This is a genomic window from Pseudolactococcus reticulitermitis (genome assembly GCF_002260845.1).
GTDB lineage: Bacteria > Bacillota > Bacilli > Lactobacillales > Streptococcaceae > Pseudolactococcus > Pseudolactococcus reticulitermitis.
This window is the reverse complement of sequence record NZ_BEDT01000004.1, coordinates 12782-32795: the sequence shown is the minus strand read 5'-3', so window position 1 is coordinate 32795 and position 20014 is coordinate 12782. Positions and strand designations below refer to the sequence as shown.

Genomic DNA, 20014 nt, shown 5'->3' with positions numbered 1-20014 from the left:
GCTGTTTTTTATTATTGGTGCGATTTAAAGACACGCATAACATTTTGCGCTGTCATCGCCATATTTTTCAACGTCGTTTCGGCATTGATGGCATCAGCCAAAGCAATCGGACCTGTCTGAATACTAAAAGCCGCTGTCAAGTCGGTTTCAAGCTCTCCTAAATCATCCGAACGACTGCCAACCAAAGCGACACAAGGTTTTCCATATTTTTTCGCCAATTTGGCAACGCCTGAAACGACCTTACCTTGACTGCTTTGATGATCCAGATGCCCCTCACCTGTTAAAATAAGGTCTGAGTCTGAGATAGCTTGTTCTAACTGAATCAAGTCAGCAATGAAGTCAAATCCTGAGGTTAATTGACCGCCAAGTAAGGCGATTGCCCCACCTAGACCTCCCGCTGCACCTGCTCCAGATATTTTTTGTAAATCAATCCCACGATGCATCAACATTTCTTGTGCAAATCGTGTATCACGCGCATTCAACTGAGTGATCTGTGCAGCTGTTGCCCCTTTTTGAGCTGCGAAAATAGTCGCTGCACCATTTTCCCCATAATAAGGATTGGTCACATCACTTGCCCCAATCAGGGTCACACCTGATAAATCCGTCGTCTCCAGACTTTTTAAAAAGCCTTGACCGCCGTCAGACGTGCCTGTCCCGCCCAAACTCACAATAATCGTTTGTGCGCCTGTTTGGATAGCATCTTTGACAACGGTGCCTAGACCAAAGGTCGTCGCGCGTGAGATGGTTTCAGAACTGACTTCGACTAAATCAAGCCCGATGACTTTCGCCGACTCAATCACTGCCCTATGCCCCAATAATAAGTAAGGCACCTCAAGTGGACGACCCAATAAATCTGTCGTTTGGCTGGTTTTTCTAATGGCATTTTTCTGGTAGGCAAGCACCTCTAAAACGCCCTCACCACCATCGGCAATCGGCATGCTTTGCACCTGTATATCAGGAAATTGAGCTAAAATGCCTGATAAAGCCGCAGTATTCAGCTGCTCAGAAGTAGCACTCCCTTTAAAAGAATCAATCGCTGCTAGAATTTTCATAGTTTCAGTATAGCAAAAATCACGCAAAATGAGTGTAAGACATGGTAAAATAGCACTATGGAAACTATTCAACTGCTCTCAATGTCAGATCTTGTCAAAAACCCCTATCAACCACGGATTGTCTTTGACGATAAAAAATTACAAGAACTTAGCGATTCTATCAAAGAAAATGGGGTGTTACAACCCATTATCGTCAGAAAATCGCCGATTATCGGCTACGAAATTTTGGCTGGGGAACGCCGTTTTAGAGCTTCCCAGTTAGCAGGACTAACAGAAATTCCTGCCATCATCCGTCAATTAACAGATGACGAGATGATGACATTAGCCATTTTGGAAAATTTACAACGGGATGATTTGACGCTTCTAGATGAAGCGCGAAGTCTCCAAAATCTCGTGACCAAACAAGGCCTGACCCACAGCCAAATCGCTGAAAAATTGGGGAAATCTCGTCCTTATGTGACCAATGCCATCCGCATTTTAAATCTCCCGCAACCCATTTTAGAACTGATTGAAGCGCAAAAAATTTCCCAAGGTCACGCGCGACTGTTACTCGGTCTAAAAACACCAGAAGAACAGCTATTCTGGGCGAAGCGCATTGAGCAAGAACAGCTTTCTGTTCGCGCACTTGAAAAACAATTGACCAAACAATCTGATGAACGGACTATCAAATCAAAAGATGTTTTTATCAAATCAGCTGAAACCGACATCGCTAAAACCTTAGGTCAGCCAGTGACGATTAAACCCCAAAAAATTGAAATCGCCTATGACACACTCGAAGAGCTTAACAGACTTCTCCTCATTTTGACCCACAAGTAATCCACAGCCTATTTGTGGATTTTTCTTTTCCAACAAAGTTATACACAAGACAATTTAAATCACACCTTGTGCATAAGTTTTGCACATCTGTGATTAACTTTTAAAAAACAGGTTTATTTCGCGATTTTTAAGGCAATTTACCTGTGATTAAATTCAAAATTGGCGATTTTTTCCACATTTTCCACACCCCTGTGTATAATTTTTAATGCACGTGTTGATTTTTCCTTTTATTTTTGATTAATTGTGGAAAACTTTCAGCCAACATGATATAATTCTTTTAGCTACCAATTTTTTATCGAAAGGAGTCAAATGTCTTTAACACAAAAAGAACAAGCATTCTGGGCACGTGTCAAAGCACTTGCCCAAAATAATTTAGGCCAAGCCTCCTATGACTTTTTCATTGAACCAGCCAAACTACTTGAAATCACCGATCATAATGCTAAGATTTATCTTGATAATAACATGCACAGAGATTTTTGGAAAAAACAGGAAGATCTGATTAAAACCGCTGGTTTTGAAATATTTGGCGCCGAAATTAGCTTTTCCCTCTATTCAGCAGACGACATCAATCTTGCCGATTATGAAAATGCAGATAAACTTGCAGAAACGTCTGAAGTTCGGGAAACGAGCCAATTTATCACCTCAGAACTCAAAAATGGTCTGAATCATAAATACACCTTTCAAAATTTTGTCCAAGGTGAGGGTAACCGCATGACTTTAGGCGCTGCCATTGCTGTCGCCAATGATCCAGGTGGCATGTATAATCCCCTCTTTATCTATGGTGGTCCCGGACTTGGTAAAACCCATTTGATGAATGCTATTGGCAATGAAATTCTAAACGATAAACCCGATGCCCGTATCAAATATGTCTCATCAGAAAATTTCGTCAATGATTATGTGCAGAGTTCCCGCAAAAATCAAATGCAGGAGTTTACTGACCAGTATCGGACATTGGATCTACTTCTGCTAGACGATATTCAATTTTTTGCTAAAAAAGAAGGCACGATTAACGAGTTTTTCCAAACCTTCAATACCTTGCATGATAAAGGCGCACAAATTGTCATTTCTAGTGACCGACCACCGAATGAGCTCAATGAATTTGAAGAACGACTCAAATCTCGTTTCAGTTGGGGATTGACCACTGATATTACAGCGCCAAACTACGAAGACCGAATGGCAATTCTCCTTAACAAAGTTGACGAAATAGCTTTAAAAGTCCCTTCCGAAACACTCTCTTATATAGCAGGTCGCATTGATTCCAATGTCAGAGATTTAGAAGGCGCTCTAAAAAATCTCAAGTTTTATGCTAATACCTATCATATCGACACCATTGATATTGATACAGCAGCCAAAGCCTTGAGTAATTTAGAATCCACTAAAATCACCCAGGATAAAGATATTTCTTCTCAAAAAATCCAAGAAGAAGTCGCCAATTTCTATAAGATTTCAGTTGCTGACATGGTCAGTAAAAAACGCCCGAAAGAAATCGCCTATCCGCGACAAATCGCCATGTACTTAATTCGTGAGATTACAGGCAAAAGTCTGCCTGCGATTGGTAAGGAATTTGGTGGTCGTGATCATACAACGGTCATTTATGCCCACAAGCAGATTTCTGACAAGATGAAAACCGATACCAACCTCCAAAAAGAGATGGATACGATTAAATCTCATTTGAAATAGGTGCTAATGGATGTGGAAAATCTTCACACTTATACACAGCTTATTCTTTTTTATCCACAGTGCTTTAAAGTTGATGTTTAAAGTATTTCCAGACTTATCCACACGATTCACAGCCCCTATTACTATTACTAACTATATTTATTAACTAATAAAAGAAAGAGTTGCCTCGATGATTAATTTTTCTATCAACAAAACTGCTTTTCTCAATAATTTGAGAATTACCAAACAAGCCATTTCAACTAAAGTTGCTATTCCAACCTTATCTAAGATCAAAATTGATGTCTCGACTGAAGGCATTACTTTAACTGGTTCAAATGGTCAAATTTCAATCGAAAATTTTCTGTCTAAAGAGGATGAAAATGCAGGGATGTTGATTACTGAACCTGGTAGCATTTTACTAGAAGCTAGCTTTTTTGAAAGTGTTGTGAATAACTTGCCTGAGGTGACCTTTGATTTTAAAGAAATTGAACAAAATCAAGTCGTTTTGACATCAGGTCAATCTGAAATCACACTCAAAGGTTTGGATGTTGAAATGTATCCGCGCATTCAAGAGATGGCAGCTGAAAATCCACTGAAAATTAAAGCTGGCGTTTTAAAAGACATCTTTACAGAAACGGCTTTCGCTGTTTCGACACAAGAATCTCGTCCGATTTTGACAGGACTTCATTTGACTTTAACGGATAACAAAGTCCTCAAATCAGTCGCAACTGACTCACACCGCATGAGCCAACGGGTGATTACCCTTGACAAATTAAGTGAAGATTTCGATTTGGTGTTACCCAATAAATCCGTAAATAGCTTTAAATCTGTCTTTTCTGACGATGATACGGAACTCGACATCTTCTTCTCAAGCAACCAAATTTTGATTCGCAATGAGACGATTTCATTCTATACCCGACTCGTTGAAGGTAACTATCCGGATACCAACCGTCTGATCCCTTCTGATGCTGACTATACGCTTGATTTGACCTTTGACGTTGCCAACCTTCGTCATACCATGGACCGTGCTAAATTGCTCTCTAACGCGACGACAAATGGTACTGTTAAATTAAGCATTACAGGTGATCAAATTATCGCAACTGTTAATTCACCAGAAGTTGGATCGGTTCATGAAGAAATTACACCATTAGCAAAATCTGGTGATGATTTGACGATTTCTTTCAATCCACAATATCTGATTGATGCGTTGAAAGTCATCAAAGAACCAGAAGTTCGTATCCGATTTATCTCACCAGTTCGACCATTTACCTTAGTGCCTAAGAGCGATACTCTTGATTTTGTTCAATTGGTCACACCAGTCCGGACTAACTAAGCAATAGTTCTATCTGATGAGAGCTTTGCCAAACATGATATAATAGACCGAGAGGTTTATTTTTTTATGAAAGTTATCCACACAGATATTTATGGGCATTTAACTGAGTTTTTGGTTGATGAAGCGCGTGAACACATCGCTAGCGGCAAAAAAATATTTTATATCGTGCCATCATCTCTTTCTTTTGAAAAAGAAAAGGAGATTTTGACGCGTTTTAATGCTGGACAAGATGGGGCTTTATTTGATTTAACCGTGACCAGATTAAAACAATTGCCTTGGTATTTCGATAAAAATCAAGACAATGGCCGAAAAAACTTATCTCCCATTGGTCTAGCCATGCTCATGCGTCAAACCTTGAAGCAACTTTCTGATGATCAGATCCCCATCTATCGCTTTATGCGTGATAAACAAGGCTTTATCACGCAGTTAGTTGCACTCTATCAGGAGTTAACAACCGCTAATTTGCAGCCTGAAGACTTACTATTAGCTGCTGATAGTCAAAAAAATCAAGAATTGATGTTGATATTTGAGGCATTTGAGTACCAATTAGGGCATTTTTCTAATGATAACAAACTCCAAGGTTTCATTGACAACCTTGTCAATGATGAATTGACACATGAGTTACAAGACTATGTTTTAATCATTGAGGGCTACTCACGTTTTTCAGCAGAAGAAATGACCTTGATTGATGTGTTATCTAGTCGCGTATCAGAGATTGTATTTGGAATATATGCCTCTAAAAAAGCAATGTCAGCTACTTTTATTGAAGGGAATGTTTATCAACAATCAGTTGCATTAGTACAGACACTAGCTCAGAAATATGAGTTAATAGTTATTTACAAAGATGTCAATCATATTGACGATACATTTACAAATCTATCAAAATTAATGGAAAAGGCATCGGATTTTACGCTATCAGATTCTGAGTTATTAGAAAAACATGACGGTTTAGAAATTTGGCAAGTCGTCAACCATAAAGAAGAGATAGAACATGTTGCCAAACAAATCCGTCAGCTACTCTTTGAAGGTGTGAAATATCAAGATATTTTGGTTCTACTAGGAGATGTCGCATCAGACCGTATTTTGTTACCAGAAATCTTCAAGACTTATGATATTCCATTTTTCTATGCACAAGAAAAGTCAATGAAAGATCATCCTTTAATTGTCTTGGTTGAAGCTTTATTAAAAATAAAAACGAACCATTATCAACTTAATGACGTCTTGAATTTATTGAAAACAGAGCTTTACACTGATAGTCAAATAAGTTTACAAGATGTTTACAGGTTTGAAAATTATAGTTTACAGCGAAATATAAGAGGACGAACTAAATTTGCTCAAGAATTTGAGGATATTAAGGCAGAAAAAGTGAGGTCGACTTTAATCAGCTCTTCTTCTCCTCTGCAGGTTTTATTAGGAAGTCAACCACAAAAAGGTCAGACTTGGGTTAAAAAATTTCAAACTTTTTTGGAAACGGGGCAAGTTAAAGCGCAACTTGAACAGCTCTATTTTGATGCTGAAACAGCTGGCAACTTTGAAAAAGCTTCCGAACATTTAGAAGTTTGGAAATTATTGATGGCTGTTTTGGAAGAATTTACAGCTGTATTTGGTCTGGAAAAATTATCTATTCAGGAATTTTTAGAGATTATTGAAGCAGGAATAAAAAATGCTGCGTATCGACTTGTACCAGCTAATGTTGATGTTGTTCAAGTTAAATCTTATGAACTCGTTGAACCACATACGGCTGACTATGTGTTTGCAATTGGTTTAACCCAATCCAATTTTCCAAAAAGTCATCAAAATACAAGTCTTATCTCTGATGAAGAACGGGCAAAACTCAATCAAACATTGCATGATGCTGATCTAGACTATCTAAAATATATAGACGAACCAAATTTTATCAACTATAAAAAAAATAGCTTTACAGCTTTACAATTATTTAATGCAGCTAATAAGAAATTAGTCTTGTCAACGCCAGAAATCTATAGTAATGAACAAAGTGAGTTGTCACAGTTTTTACAATTTATCATTGACAGAGGCGTTACACCTCTCAATAAGCAAGGTGTCAATCTAGTTGACACGATGTCACAAATTGGTAACTATGATGGTTTATTAGCTAACCTAGGTCAAATTGAACGGTTACTGATGTCAAGGGAAGAGTCAAAAGAAATGATTAATAATACGTCATTTTGGCTGAGTCTATTTAGAATCATGTCTAAAAATCCTGACTATCAACATATTTTATCAGCAGTGATGACAGATCAGTTAGAAGAAAGACAGCTTAAGCCATCAGTGATAACGGCACTCTATCCATCAGATCTAAATGCTTCTGTATCAAGTTTTGAAAATTTTTATAATTGTGAGTATCAGTACTTTATCAATAACACCCTACATATTAAAGCATTTGAAAAGATTGATTTAGATTCTCGTATTTCAGGTTCTTATTTCCATGAAGTTTTTGAAAATGTGATGCAATCAAGTCAGGTAGAGGCAGCAGCTTTTGATGATATATTGACACAATCTTTACAAGAAGTTGACAGTAAATATCTTGAATTTTTTACACGTGATGCCACAAGTCGTTATACTTGGTCTAGACTGCAAGACATTATCAGGCAAACATCAACCATGCTCAAACAGACGTTAGAGAATACTGGTATTCAATCACTAGCCTTTGAACAAGCTTTTGGCTTTGATCAAGCTGGACTTCAAACCTATCAAGTTGATTTACAAGATAACAAAAAGTTAAACTTACGTGGTATGATTGACCGCGTCGATCGTATTTTCGAAACTTTAGGTGCTGTTGATTATAAGTCCGGCGATAAAAAGTTTGAGTTACAGTCAGCCTATGATGGCACAAGTTTACAGTTTTTAACTTATTTGGATATTTTACGTCAGAATGCGAAACAATTTGGCACCTCCCAAACGATTTGGGGTGCACTCTATTTACACCTACAAAATCCGACGATTGCCCTCAAGTCGGTCAATCAAATCTCTGACATCTCTGATACGCTCAAAAACAAAATGCGCTATACAGGCTTCTTTAATGTGGACTTAGCGAGTCATTTGAAGGAAAATTTTGATCATCTTTTTAATCTAGGCCAGTTTACCAAAGAAGGCTTGCCTTATAAAAATAATGCCAACTTTTATAGTGAACCAGAAATATCTGCTCTGATGAGGCATAATGAAACGCTGTATCAGGAAGCAGGTCAGAAGATATTATCAGGAAAGATTGAGATTAATCCTGTTGTCGTGAAACATCATGCCAAAGGGTGTCAATTTTGTCAGTTTAAATCAATTTGTGGCTTTGAGGCAGATCTTCATTTACCATCAGGTCGGAAAGTCAATCTGAAATCCAAAGAAGACATTAGAGCATCTTTGCTGACAGGAGGAAAAGAACATGCGACAACTCACTGATCAAGAAATTGCCTTATTGCAAAAGTCTGAAATTGGCAAAGAAATGCCCAAAACATCTGAACAAATAGAAGCGATTTATCGAACAGGTACTAATATTTTAGTCTCTGCTTCTGCTGGTTCGGGCAAAACATTTGTCATGACCGAACGAATTATCAATTTGATTTTGAATGGTGTCTCAGTCAAAAACTTGTTCATTTCAACTTTTACCAATAAAGCAGCGGCAGAATTAAAGCAACGATTAGATAAAAAAATTAGAGCAACACGTGCTAATGAAACATCTTTTGATAAAATTCAACTCTTGACAACTGCTTTACAGGACTTGTCAACTGCTGATATTGGGACAATGGATAGCTTTACGCTCAAGTTTCTGAAAGAAAATTTTTATTTCAAAAATCTAGATCCAACTTTTAGGTTATTAGTAGATAGCACGGAACAGGAAGTTATCAAGCGAGAGATTTTTGAACAGCTAGTTGAAGAGCATTTATCTGATCAAGGTCTTATTAGTCAAGACCGCTTTACTCAAGTTATGAATAATTTTTCCACAGATCGTAAAATTGATGCTTTTTATCTGGTATTGAATCAAATCAATACCTTTGCAGATAGTTTGGAAAATCCAATTGATTGGCTCGAAAATGATTTTTTGAATGGTTTTTCAATCTATCAAAAGTTTACAGATCTACCAGATACATTTACAAACGGTTTACAAAAAAGTTTGCACGATATATATAGAGTGCTTGAGGAGAATTTAGCTTCTGGTGTGATTACAGGCAAAGCAAAGATTGACAATACGGCAGAATTTTTAGCAAACTATGAGTATTTACATGACTGTTTAAATCAGAAAGAATTTCAAAAATTTGCTGACTTTTATCGTCAGATGAAATTTCAGTTTGTACCCAATGCCAATAATAAAGATAATCGTGATGAAGCACTTGAAGCACAAAAGCTGAGTTTAAAAACGCTGATTGCTGCAAATAAAGCACGCCTAGATCAGTTTATAGAAGCGATTAAGCATCAAGAAACAATAGAGAAATATCATGATTTAGCAAGTGAGTTGACACATGATTTACAGCGTGTTGCTTTGGCTTTTTATCAGCGTTATCATGCTTATAAACTCAAAAACGCCTGTCTTGAATATGCTGATGTCACGCATCTAACGATTGAGATTTTACAGGAAAACGAGGTACTGCGGAAAGTCTATCAGACCCAATATTTTGAGGTCATGGTTGATGAGTACCAAGATACCAATCATCTGCAAGAAGCCATGTTGCGACTGCTCTCTAACGGCCACAACTGTTTCATGGTAGGAGATGTCAAACAATCCATTTATGGTTTTCGATTAGCAGATCCTTCTCTTTTCATGAGTAAATATGAAGCCTATCAGCAACCTAATGCTGACGGTAAACTCATCCGACTGAAGGAAAATTTTCGATCATATCCAGAAGTGATTAACTTTACCAATCAGATTTTTGAACATTTGATGGATAAAAATATTGGGGAAATGATCTATGGTCCTGAAGAAAAGTTGGTTGTTGGCAATCCTAAGTTAGCTCAAGAGACTTCTCCTGAGCTGACAGCGGAACTTCTGATTTATAAGGATGAAAAAAATACGATACCAGAAACAGAGGATGCGGTGTCAACAGATGAATTAGTCTTGACAGCACAGGCTATTCGTCAACTCATGCGTCAAGGAGTGCAACCAAAAGATATCGTGATTTTGGTTAGAAGCAAAACAAATAATGCTGAAATTGAACGTGTGTTGCAGTCTTTTGATATACCCGTAGTTCTGGATGAAGGAAAAATGAATTACTTGCAGTCAATGGAAGTCTTAGTCATGTTAGATGTACTAAGAGCTATTGATAATCCTCTGTTTGATGTCTCATTTGTCGCTCTTCTCAAATCACCTTTATTCAATTTTAGTGAAAATGATTTGGCGATTATCAGTTTGCAGGCGTCAAATGATGTCAATTTCTATGATAAATATCAAAAAGCCTACCAGAGAAATGGCCTGAAACCAGACTTGATTGACAGTCCGCTGTCTGCAAAACTACAACATTTTGAAAACCTTTTTAGCAAATGGTGTCAACTTGCCCATCAGGAAAGTTTACACAGCTTGATTTGGGAAATCTATCGGGATACCCATTATTATGACTATGTCGGTGGCATGAAAAATGGCCAACAACGCCAGGCTAATTTAGCAGCATTAGCGGATCGTGCCGCTGCCTATGAATCATCTGGTTATAAAGGACTTTTCCAGTTTATTAAAATGATTGACAGCTTTATGGCCAGTCAAAATGATTTAGCTGCTGTCAACATTGCTTTACCGAGCAATGCGGTTCGTGTCATGACCATTCATAAATCAAAAGGCTTAGAGTTTCCTTATGTTTTTATTTTGCATGTCAATAAAAAATTCAATACCAAAGATTTAACGAGCGATTTAATTTTATCCAGAAAAAATGGTGCAGGGATTAGTTTTGTAGCTGATTTTAAACAAGAAATCGAGACTGAGTTTCCTTATGCCATGGTCAAGATGACAACTTTACCGCAGATAGCAAATGCCTTAGAAAAGGAGTATCAAGCCTTAGCTGAGGAGATGCGGATGCTTTATGTTGCCTTGACACGAGCTGTCAAAAAGGTTTACATGGTGGGTAAACTAGATGTGGCAAAATTAGATGAAGATAATCAGTTTATCGCTTATCAATCTGCGACTTTTGACAACAAGGGCATTTTAGATGATACGATTAGACAATCTAGTCAAGGCTATCTGAATTGGCTATTGGGAATTTATCAGGCGATGACTGTGAAAAAAGCATTGAATCTTAATGTCCGTGTGATTGAGGATGCTGATTTACAAGACATGATGCCTAGTGATCCAAAAAGACATCGCTCTTTTGAAACCTTATTAGCCGAATCAAAACATTATGATGGCGCAATGGAGACAATTGAAGAGGTTAGATTAGCCAAACAGATTTTGGATTCTGCTGATAGTTTAAATGACAAATATGCAGCTGGTATCCAGTTACCGACCATTCAAACGCCTAGCCAAATCAAGAAACGCTATGAACACTTGATTTCAGAACAGGACGTGGTGGTTAGTCAACACCAAAAATACTCTCAGTTTGACTTTATAAAAACAGACAAGAAAGTATCACCGACAGAATTAGGCTCTGCTGTGCATGACTTAATGCAGTCACTTGATTTTTCAAATGTTACACGTGAAACATTAAGCCAAACCATTCAAACACTAGCAGTTCGGGATGAAGTCAAGCAAAAAATCAAGATAGACCAGATTTTAAGTTTATTTGAAACTGATTTTGGCCAAATGATGGTTGCAAACTATCAGTCAATGACCCGAGAAGCACCTTTTTCAATGTTAAAAACAGACAAAACTTCCGGTGAACAGTATGTGATTCGGGGGATTATTGATGGTTTTATCAAGTTAGCTGATAAAATCATCCTGTTTGATTATAAAACAGACCATTTCAAAAATTTAGAGGAAATTCCTCAAATTAAAGCGCGTTATCAGATGCAGATGGAGCTGTATGCAGAAAGTCTGACAACTGCCTTTCAGCCAGTAAAGATTGAGCAATACTTGATTTTACTGGGGGGGCCAGACAAAGTTTATATCGAACAACTCTAAAAAACACAAGCTCACTTCAACATTAATGTTGAGGTAAGCCTGTGCTTTTTAATTTAAGAAATCTTTTGGTTTCATCCGAAAGACTTTGAAAAAAGTTGTTGCACCTAAGCCACTTAAAATCATCAGTTTCAAAAGCTTGAGGCTCCGTCCATTTACGATAAAGAAGTGATTTCCTATCATGACGACAGCAACCATCAACAAAATTGCTAACCAAAACCTAAGATGATAGAGTTGTCTCGGAAATTTTTTGCTGTAAAGGCTGTAAAAAATGAGAACGAGGATTAAGCTGATGAGACTAGAGAGTGCAGCACCGTTCAAGCCATGCAACACCGTTAGCGGATAAACACTCAGTACTTTAAATCCTAACCCACTTAATAAAATCAAACCCGATACTTTATTTTTACCCGCCAGAAATAGGTCATGATGATAAAGTTGGATCATTGAAATGATAGGGATCTGACACACGAAAATCTGTAAACTTAGGACATGCTCATGACTTTTAAAGAGAACATCGTTCATTTCTGGGAGTAAGATGACAAGACCAACGGTTAAAGCGATGGCTAAATAAGTCACATTGTTCCAAATTTTCTTGGAAATTCGTCCAGCTTTCGTCAGCTTCGGTAGACTATCAGTCAAAATAGAGGTTGTGAACACCAAACCCAATTGTAAAAAAGGTTGTCCCCGATCATAAATGCCCTTTAAAATTTCTGCCTGATTAGAGGTTTTGATTTGAGGTAAATACATCAAAGCATTTTTCACAAAGAAGACATCAATCATTTGTAAAATCAGCATGTAAACCATGAAGAAAGTAAAGACAAGGGAAGATAGGCCAAATTTTTGAATAATTTGACCTTTAGGTTTTAAAGCTGTCAAGTTTGTAAACAAACCTTGAAACTTAAAAGGACTAGAAATCATCAAGTAGATAAGTGCAACAAGTCCGCCAATAAAGGAGCCAAGCATGGCTAAGAAAGAAATGGTATAAACATTGGTTGATAAACGTGTAAACATCAGTGCCGCACAGATAATTAGGACAACACGTACTAATTGTTCAATGACTTGGGAGGTGGCAGTTGTTACCATATCTTGTTTCGCTTGCGCTCGACCACGATATAAAGATAGGAAAGGGACTAATAAAAGTGGCAAACAAGCCATTAGTAAGGGACCTGCTAATTTTTCTTGTCCCATTAATCTCGCAATAGGTTGACACAAGAGTGACAGAAGGATAAAACTCAAGATAGACAGAATAAGAGAAAGTTGAAAAAATTGATGTGTTTCTTCTTTGGGTTGTTCAGAAGCATGAATGAGACTTGACAAAAAATTAGGCAAGGCAATTAATGAGAGTGTCGTGATGATAGAATAAAACGGGTAGACTTGTTGGAAAGCATAGAAGCCTTGATCGCCAACTAAGTTTTGATAGGGGAAGCGGTAAAGTGCCGCGAGAATTTTAGATAGAAATCCTGCAAGTGCTAGGATACTCGCTCCTTTGAAACTTTTAATCGCCAGTTTTTTCATTGGTTTTCTCATCTCTAATCGCACTCAAACGTTCAGTAAAGACCATCATTTCTGACAAGTAGGTGGCTGCTGGTAATTTTCTAATATCAAATCGAATGACCATTTGACCAGCTGTTTCGCCAATTTTTGCCTTAAGCTGTGTTTTGGATAAGGCGTCAAAATAATCTTGTGGCATAAATAGATGAGCTGCAGCTTTACTCATCGTGTAAACAATCGTTGACAATTGCTTGTCAATCTTATCAACGAATGCATGATCAGCAAAATATTTTAATAAGCCGATTTCAAGCAGATAAGCCACAGTGTCCGGATATTCTCCAAATCTATCAATCAACTCATCCTGTAAATCTTGGTAGTAAGTCCGACTTTCAATTTCACGAATCCGTTTATAGATTTCAATTTTTTGACGTTGATCCGAAATGTAATCTGACGGTAAAAAAGCATCAATTTCAAGATTAATTTCAGTATTGGCTTTTCGTGGGCCTTTCGATTTACCTAAACGTTTATTGACAGCTTCTTCTAGCAACTGTGAGTATAAGTCGAAGCCAATAGAATCAATAAAACCAGATTGTTCAGCACCTAAAAGATTACCAGCACCTCGAATTGATAAATCTCGCATTGCAATCTTAAAACCTGATCCTAATTCTGTAAAGCCTTTGATCGCATCAAGGCGTTTTTCAGAGACATCTGATAACGATTTTTCTGGTTGATAAGTGAAATAGGCATAGGCAACACGATTGGAGCGCCCAACTCGACCACGAAGTTGATAGAGCTGAGATAAGCCCATATGATCCGCATTTTCAACAAATAGGGTATTGGCATTGGGAATATCCACACCCGTTTCTATGATGGTCGTTGCGACTAGCACATCGTAGTCGCCATTGATGAAGTCAAGGAGGGTATTTTCAAGTTGCACTTCACTAAGTTGGCCATGAATATAGCCGACCCGTGCTTCAGGAATGAGTTCTGAAATTTGAGAAACTTTTTGTTCAATGGTGTCAACGCGATTGTAAACGTAGAAGACTTGTCCGCCACGAGATATTTCGCGTAAAACAGCATCCCGAAGCACACTATAGTTCGTTTCCATAACATAAGTCTGCACGGGATAGCGATTGGTTGGTGGTGTTTCAATGACAGACAAATCACGTATCCCCATCATAGACATATGGAGTGTTCGAGGGATGGGTGTCGCAGTTAAAGTTAAAACATCTACTTGTGTTTTCAACTCTTTTAAACGTTCCTTATGCTTGACCCCGAAACGTTGCTCTTCATCTATAATCATCAAGCCGAGATCAAAGAACATGACATCTTTTGATAGCAAGCGATGCGTGCCAATGACTAAGTCAATCCGATCTTTTTTAAGTTTTTCTAAAATATCAGCTTGTTCTTTTTTAGTTTGAAACCTTGACATGACCGCAATATTGACCCCGAAGTCATTAAAGCGTTCTCGAAAATTATTATAATGCTGTTCAGCTAGCACCGTTGTCGGCACTAAAATAGCGACTTGTTTATGGTCATTGATGGCCTTAAAGGCAGCGCGCATGGCCACTTCCGTTTTACCGAAGCCAACATCCCCAACTAACAAGCGGTCCATCGGGCGTTCACGTTCCATATCTTTTTTGATTTCAACTACTGAGCGAAGCTGATCATCAGTTTCAGTGTAGGCGAATGCCTCATCAAATTCATGTTGATTGTCATCGTCAGGTGAAAAAGCAAAGCCACGTTGACTTTCACGAGCCGCATAGAGTTTAATCAAATCTTCTGAAATATCTTCGATTTGTTTGCTGACAGACTTGACAGTTCGTTTCCAACGGCCATCATTGAGCTTATTGATTTTGGGTGGTTTACCCTCTCCTGCGGTATATTTGGTCAGCAGTTCAACTTGATCTACAGGAATAGAAATGGTGTCATTATTTTGATATTGAATGGTCAGATAATCACGATGAATACCAGAGATTTCAATCGTTTCTAAGCCAAGATATTTCCCAATCCCATGGGTTTGGTGAACAACATAATCGCCGACTTCTAATTCGTTGTAGTCTTGTAAACGTTCAGCATTGGTAATATTAAGCCGCTTCGTTCGACGTTTTTTTGTTTTCCCAAAAATCTCAGTTTCAGTAATGACTGCGATTTTTTCATCCAGTAAGTTGAAACCATTTGTCAAGTTTAGATTGACAATATTGACAACGTTTGATTGCAGCTGATCAGCCAGTGTCAATGTAAAATTGACATCAACATCTTGTAAACTACTTGTCAACTTCGCTTCTTTTTCTTTTGAAATCGCAAGAATGACAGTATAATCCCTTTTGATGAAATGGGTTAATTCAACTTCAAGTAAAGGCATTTGACCAAAAAATGCCGGCATACTATGTTGATTAAAATTATGTAAGAGATCAAATTTGAGATTACCTAAGCCTTTTTGGAAATTAGAGAAATAAGTTGCCGGTTTATAGGTTCTCAGTTGATGACTATTATCTGCTAGATAATGCATGCCATCAATAGAACGGTTGAGTAATTTTTCAGATAGGATAAATTCCGCGGTTTCTTGCGTGATTTTATGGTCCATTTCATTGATTTTCTGAAAATCATCAATGAAAATCGGTGTATGTTTCGGTAAGTAATCTAGTAATGTCCATTGTTGGGCATAGAAAAATTCACTAAATTTTCTGAGATCAGCATGGTAATTGTGATGTTTAGCTGCGCCAATAATTTCAGCTAAGTAAGAAGTTAAGTTGTCATCCAAATCAGTCAAACTTGACAAGTAGTTGACACCACGTTCAAAGTCTGCAGCACTTAAAATGAAATCTGAGGATGGCTTGATTGTAACGGTATCAAGTTCTTGTAAAGAACGTTGACTCTCAACATCAAAATATCTGATACCATCAATTTCGTCACCAAAAAACTCAATTCGAAGCGGATTTTCAGCATCTAATGGGTAAATATCTAGAATATCGCCTCGTTTAGAGAACTCTCCTGGGCTCATGACACGTTGCGTTTTTTCAAAACCAATGCTTGACAACTGATTGACAAGTCCCTCACTAGCCATTTCTTGACCAACTGTAAAAAGCAGATTAAAGGTTTTAAAAACGGCTGGATCAGGTAGTAAATTGCGTAAAGCAAAAATCGGAATGATTAGAAAACCATCTGCGTCTTTGTCTTGTAAAAAAGAAAGCGCATCTAAGCGATAAGCCAAACGTTCTTTACTGGCAATGGCATATTCAGCAAAAATATTATCATCAGAAAAATATTGAAAAACGTTAGCTTCACCAACAAATTCTGATAAATCACTATAAAGTTCACTGGCATGATATTGACTATCTGTGATGATGATATATTTATCAGGCTGATTGTCAAAAGCTGTTGCCATTAAAAGCGTTTTGATCGTGCCTTGAATACCTGTGAATAAGGTACGTGTATGTTGGTTTAGGCCACGTTGCCATTGTGTTAATGCATGATTATTGGCAAGTAAATCTGTTAGTTTCATCCGTTAAATTGGTTTCCTGTCTGGTTAAAATCATGATTTTCAATGAAAGTTTCAACAGCATCTGCTGCGCGCACAATACCAAGTTCAGCATCAGCCGCATCTTCTTGATCAAATCGACCTAATACATGATTGACGACAGACATCCCATGTTTCGGTCTGCCAATGCCAACTTTGACGCGCTTAAATTCTTGACTACCGAGATGCGCAATGATTGATTTGATGCCATTATGTCCACCGGCGGAACCTTTTTGACGAAGTCGCAATTTTCCTACCGCCATATCAAGATCATCATAAATGACAACTAAATCATCTGATATGAGACCATTATAAGCTAAAAGTGGTTTAACAGCCTTGCCTGATTCATTCATAAAGGTTACAGGTTTAACGAGGATGATCTTTTCGCCGTTGACAAAATCAGCTGCAGTATCTGCTATGAATGTTTTGTCACGTTTGAAAGTGAGGTTTAAGCGTTCAGCGATAACATCTAAAACATCAAAACCAATATTATGTTTGGTGTGGGCGTATTTATCACCAGGGTTTCCCAATCCCACTATCATTTTTACCATGTTGACACTCCTTTTACAGTATATTGATAAAATCTTTACTTTAAGTTGACAATTCTGTAAACGTCAAAAAAGACTGAAATTAACATTTCAGCTTCCTGACATTTGCTATTAAACATTAAAACGAAATTCTAAGATATCACCGTCTTGTACGATATATTCTTTACCTTCTTCACGTAGGCGTCCTGCTTCTTTTACGGCTTTTTCTGATCCGTATTTGATGAGATCATCATAGGACATGGTCACAGCACGGATGAAACCTTTTTCAAAATCTGAATGGATAATGCCTGCAGCTCCGGGTGCTTTAATGCCACGTTTGAAAGTCCAAGCTCGAACTTCTTTTTCACCTGCTGTAAAGTAAGTGCCAAGTCCGAGTAAATGATAAGCGGCTTGTGTCAACTTGTCAACACCAGACTCAGTTAAGCCAATCGCTTCCAAAAATTCAGCTTTTTCATCATCTTCGAGTTCAGCAATTTCTTCCTCAACACGTGCAGAAATCACAACTGTATCAGCGTTTTCTGTTGTTGCAAAGTCACGGATTTGTTTGACATAGTCGATTGTATCAGGATCGCCAACTTCATCTTCTGACACATTTGCCACATATAAAACAGGTTTAGTCGTTAGTAAAAAGAGTGATTTGACAACTTTTTGTTCGTCATCTTCAAAGTCAACTGTTCGTGCTGACTTACCAGCTTCAAGGACAGGTTTGATTTTTTCTAAAACCTTAAACTCGAGGACAGCATCCTTATCTTTTTGCGTCCGAGCGATTTTTTCAACACGCGCATAGCGTTTATTGACAGACTCTAAATCCGCTAGAATCAATTCTAAGTTAATGGTGTCAATATCAGCAATCGGATCAACAAAGTCATTTTCACGACCTTGTTCCCGCATGACATTTTCATCATCAAAGGCACGAACGACATGCACAATCGCGTCCACTTCACGAATGTTGGCCAAAAACTTGTTACCAAGTCCTTCACCTTTAGAGGCGCCTTTAACAATCCCTGCAATATCCGTAAATTCAAAGGTTGTTGGCACTGTTTTTTTAGGCTTGATGAGTTCTGTAATTTTATTGAGCCGTTCGTCAGGTACTTCGACAGTCCCGACGTTAGGATCAATGGTCGCAAAAGGATAATTGGCCGCTTCTGCGCCTGCCTGTGTGATTGCATTAAAAAGAGTTGATTTCCCAACGTTTGGTAAACCAACGATGCCTGCTGTTAAAGCCATAATTTAGATGTTGAGCTATTAGCAATGAAACTAACGGCTCAATCTCCTTTCCTAGTTCAGTACTTGTTTTAATTTTCGATTAAAATCATTGCGTGACATCAAGACGATATGGTCACAATTGGTGCATCGAATTTTGATATCTGCACCCAATCGGACAATTTCCCAGTGATTGGCCTTTTTCCCAGTTGATTTGATCACACAAGCGTGCGGTTTTTTCATTTCAACAAAATCACCTAAAGCGTACATTGCTACCTCCATCACGATGAAACATTTTCACTACATTCTAACAAAAATAACCATAAAAAACAACCATCTGGTGCCAATGGTTGTTATATTCGATTGTGTTTTTGAATAAAATTAAATTGGAGGATAATCGTCAGAACCAATAGGAAGAATAAAATACTAACAAAGTAAAAAATTTTAGAGTGTTCACCCTTATGAATAGGCGCTTCTATCCCATTGAGTTCGTCAATTTTTTCGGTTGACAGTTTAAATTGACTTTCTAAATTCCAAGTTCGACTTGCCGTTTGGACGGTATTCAGAGTGAGATAGGTACCAGCTTTGAATTTTTCAGACATAGGAATTAGAATTTCAATCTTACTATTAGGCGCAATGTGACTAAACTGGTGCGTATCCGATTGTTCAGTCGCTTGGTCCATGATGTGACTGTCAATCAACACGTTATTTAGCCAAGCATTGCTATCATTTTTGATTAAAATTCTAATGAAATATTTGTTATTGAGGATTACCGCTTCGGATTTTTCAATGACGATATTTTCAGTGTCTTTATTATCATTTTTTCGGACATTCACAAGGTAAGTGATATTTTTCTCACCTTGACAAAAGAGAATTGCATTGGTGACTTCACCATCAAAATCTTTTTTGAAAGTTTCAGCTTTATAGTTAATCGTGATCTCTTGACTACCATTTGGAGGCAAGGTGATGGTTGAAGGCGAATCTAAAAAAGTATGGCCGTCAGTAAAAATTGGGTTGCCGTCGTTGTCAAGATCAGGAATTGCCGTTTTGATGTTAATGTCGATGGTGTTATCAGAATTATTTTGTAAATTAAAACGTAAGGTTTGCTGTGCCTGATATTTGGCAGAAATTGTTTGATCCGTCACCGATTGTTCCTCTTCTAGAATGGGGGTGACAGTGAAATCAAGCTTATCAGCATAGGCTTTAGTGGCAAAAAAGCTAACCATTAGGATTAGGAGTGTTAGTATTTTTTTCATATTTCCCTTTTATTTGAGAAGTAATATTGAGATGATGTGTTATTTTGATATTATTAAATTATACCCTATCTTTAATTATATCATATTTGTA

At 37.7% G+C, this 20014-nt stretch carries 12 protein-coding genes; 5 read left to right on the top strand and 7 right to left on the bottom strand.

Features of this window, described 5'->3' with window-relative positions; all coding sequences use genetic code 11:
- Positions 1-11 precede the first annotated feature (11 nt).
- On the bottom strand, positions 12-1052 hold the full coding sequence (locus tag RsY01_RS07750; RefSeq protein ID WP_133063201.1) for a glycerate kinase family protein: 1041 nt from the start codon (positions 1050-1052) through the stop codon (positions 12-14).
- A 57-nt stretch (positions 1053-1109) separates the two neighbouring features.
- Here RsY01_RS07750 and RsY01_RS07745 point away from each other — a divergent pair, with 57 nt between their 5' ends.
- The 5 genes from RsY01_RS07745 to addA all read left to right on the top strand — a co-directional run bounded on the left by RsY01_RS07745 (position 1110) and on the right by addA (position 11908).
- Entirely contained in the window at positions 1110-1868 is a 759-nt protein-coding gene (locus tag RsY01_RS07745; protein ID WP_094784987.1) for a ParB/RepB/Spo0J family partition protein, read from the top strand.
- Positions 1869-2177: 309 nt separating this feature from the next.
- Positions 2178-3548: a chromosomal replication initiator protein DnaA gene (gene dnaA, locus RsY01_RS07740; protein WP_094784986.1), complete on the top strand. Its 1371-nt coding sequence runs from the start codon at positions 2178-2180 to the stop codon at positions 3546-3548.
- Between the two features lie 169 nt (positions 3549-3717).
- Positions 3718-4860: a DNA polymerase III subunit beta gene (dnaN, locus tag RsY01_RS07735; RefSeq protein ID WP_094784985.1), complete on the top strand. Its 1143-nt coding sequence runs from the start codon at positions 3718-3720 to the stop codon at positions 4858-4860.
- A gap of 66 nt (positions 4861-4926) precedes the next feature.
- Complete coding sequence (gene rexB / locus RsY01_RS07730; RefSeq protein ID WP_094784984.1) at positions 4927-8271, top strand: ATP-dependent nuclease subunit B; 3345 nt, start codon at positions 4927-4929, stop codon at positions 8269-8271.
- A complete protein-coding gene (gene addA / locus RsY01_RS07725) occupies positions 8255-11908 on the top strand; it encodes a helicase-exonuclease AddAB subunit AddA (RefSeq protein WP_094784983.1) in 3654 nt (1217 codons plus the stop codon). The genes rexB and addA overlap by 17 nt, the downstream gene beginning before the upstream one ends.
- Before the next feature lie 48 nt (positions 11909-11956).
- Here the strand turns inward: addA and RsY01_RS07720 are convergent, their stop codons facing one another.
- From RsY01_RS07720 to RsY01_RS07695, 6 genes are all read right to left on the bottom strand, one after another.
- Complete coding sequence (locus RsY01_RS07720) at positions 11957-13432, bottom strand: oligosaccharide flippase family protein (protein WP_094784982.1); 1476 nt, start codon at positions 13430-13432, stop codon at positions 11957-11959.
- On the bottom strand, positions 13401-16901 hold the full coding sequence (gene mfd / locus RsY01_RS07715; RefSeq protein WP_094784981.1) for a transcription-repair coupling factor: 3501 nt from the start codon (positions 16899-16901) through the stop codon (positions 13401-13403). Before mfd ends, RsY01_RS07720 begins: the two co-directional genes overlap by 32 nt.
- A complete protein-coding gene (pth, locus tag RsY01_RS07710) occupies positions 16898-17467 on the bottom strand; it encodes an aminoacyl-tRNA hydrolase (protein ID WP_094784980.1) in 570 nt (189 codons plus the stop codon). Before pth ends, mfd begins: the two co-directional genes overlap by 4 nt.
- Positions 17468-17575: 108 nt before the next feature.
- Entirely contained in the window at positions 17576-18691 is a 1116-nt protein-coding gene (gene ychF, locus RsY01_RS07705) for a redox-regulated ATPase YchF (protein WP_094784979.1), read from the bottom strand.
- Between the two features lie 51 nt (positions 18692-18742).
- A complete protein-coding gene (locus RsY01_RS07700; protein WP_094784978.1) occupies positions 18743-18937 on the bottom strand; it encodes a DUF951 domain-containing protein in 195 nt (64 codons plus the stop codon).
- Positions 18938-19020: 83 nt separating this feature from the next.
- A complete protein-coding gene (locus RsY01_RS07695) occupies positions 19021-19923 on the bottom strand; it encodes a WxL protein host-binding domain-containing protein (RefSeq protein WP_094784977.1) in 903 nt (300 codons plus the stop codon).
- Between the last annotated feature and the right edge of the window lie 91 nt (positions 19924-20014).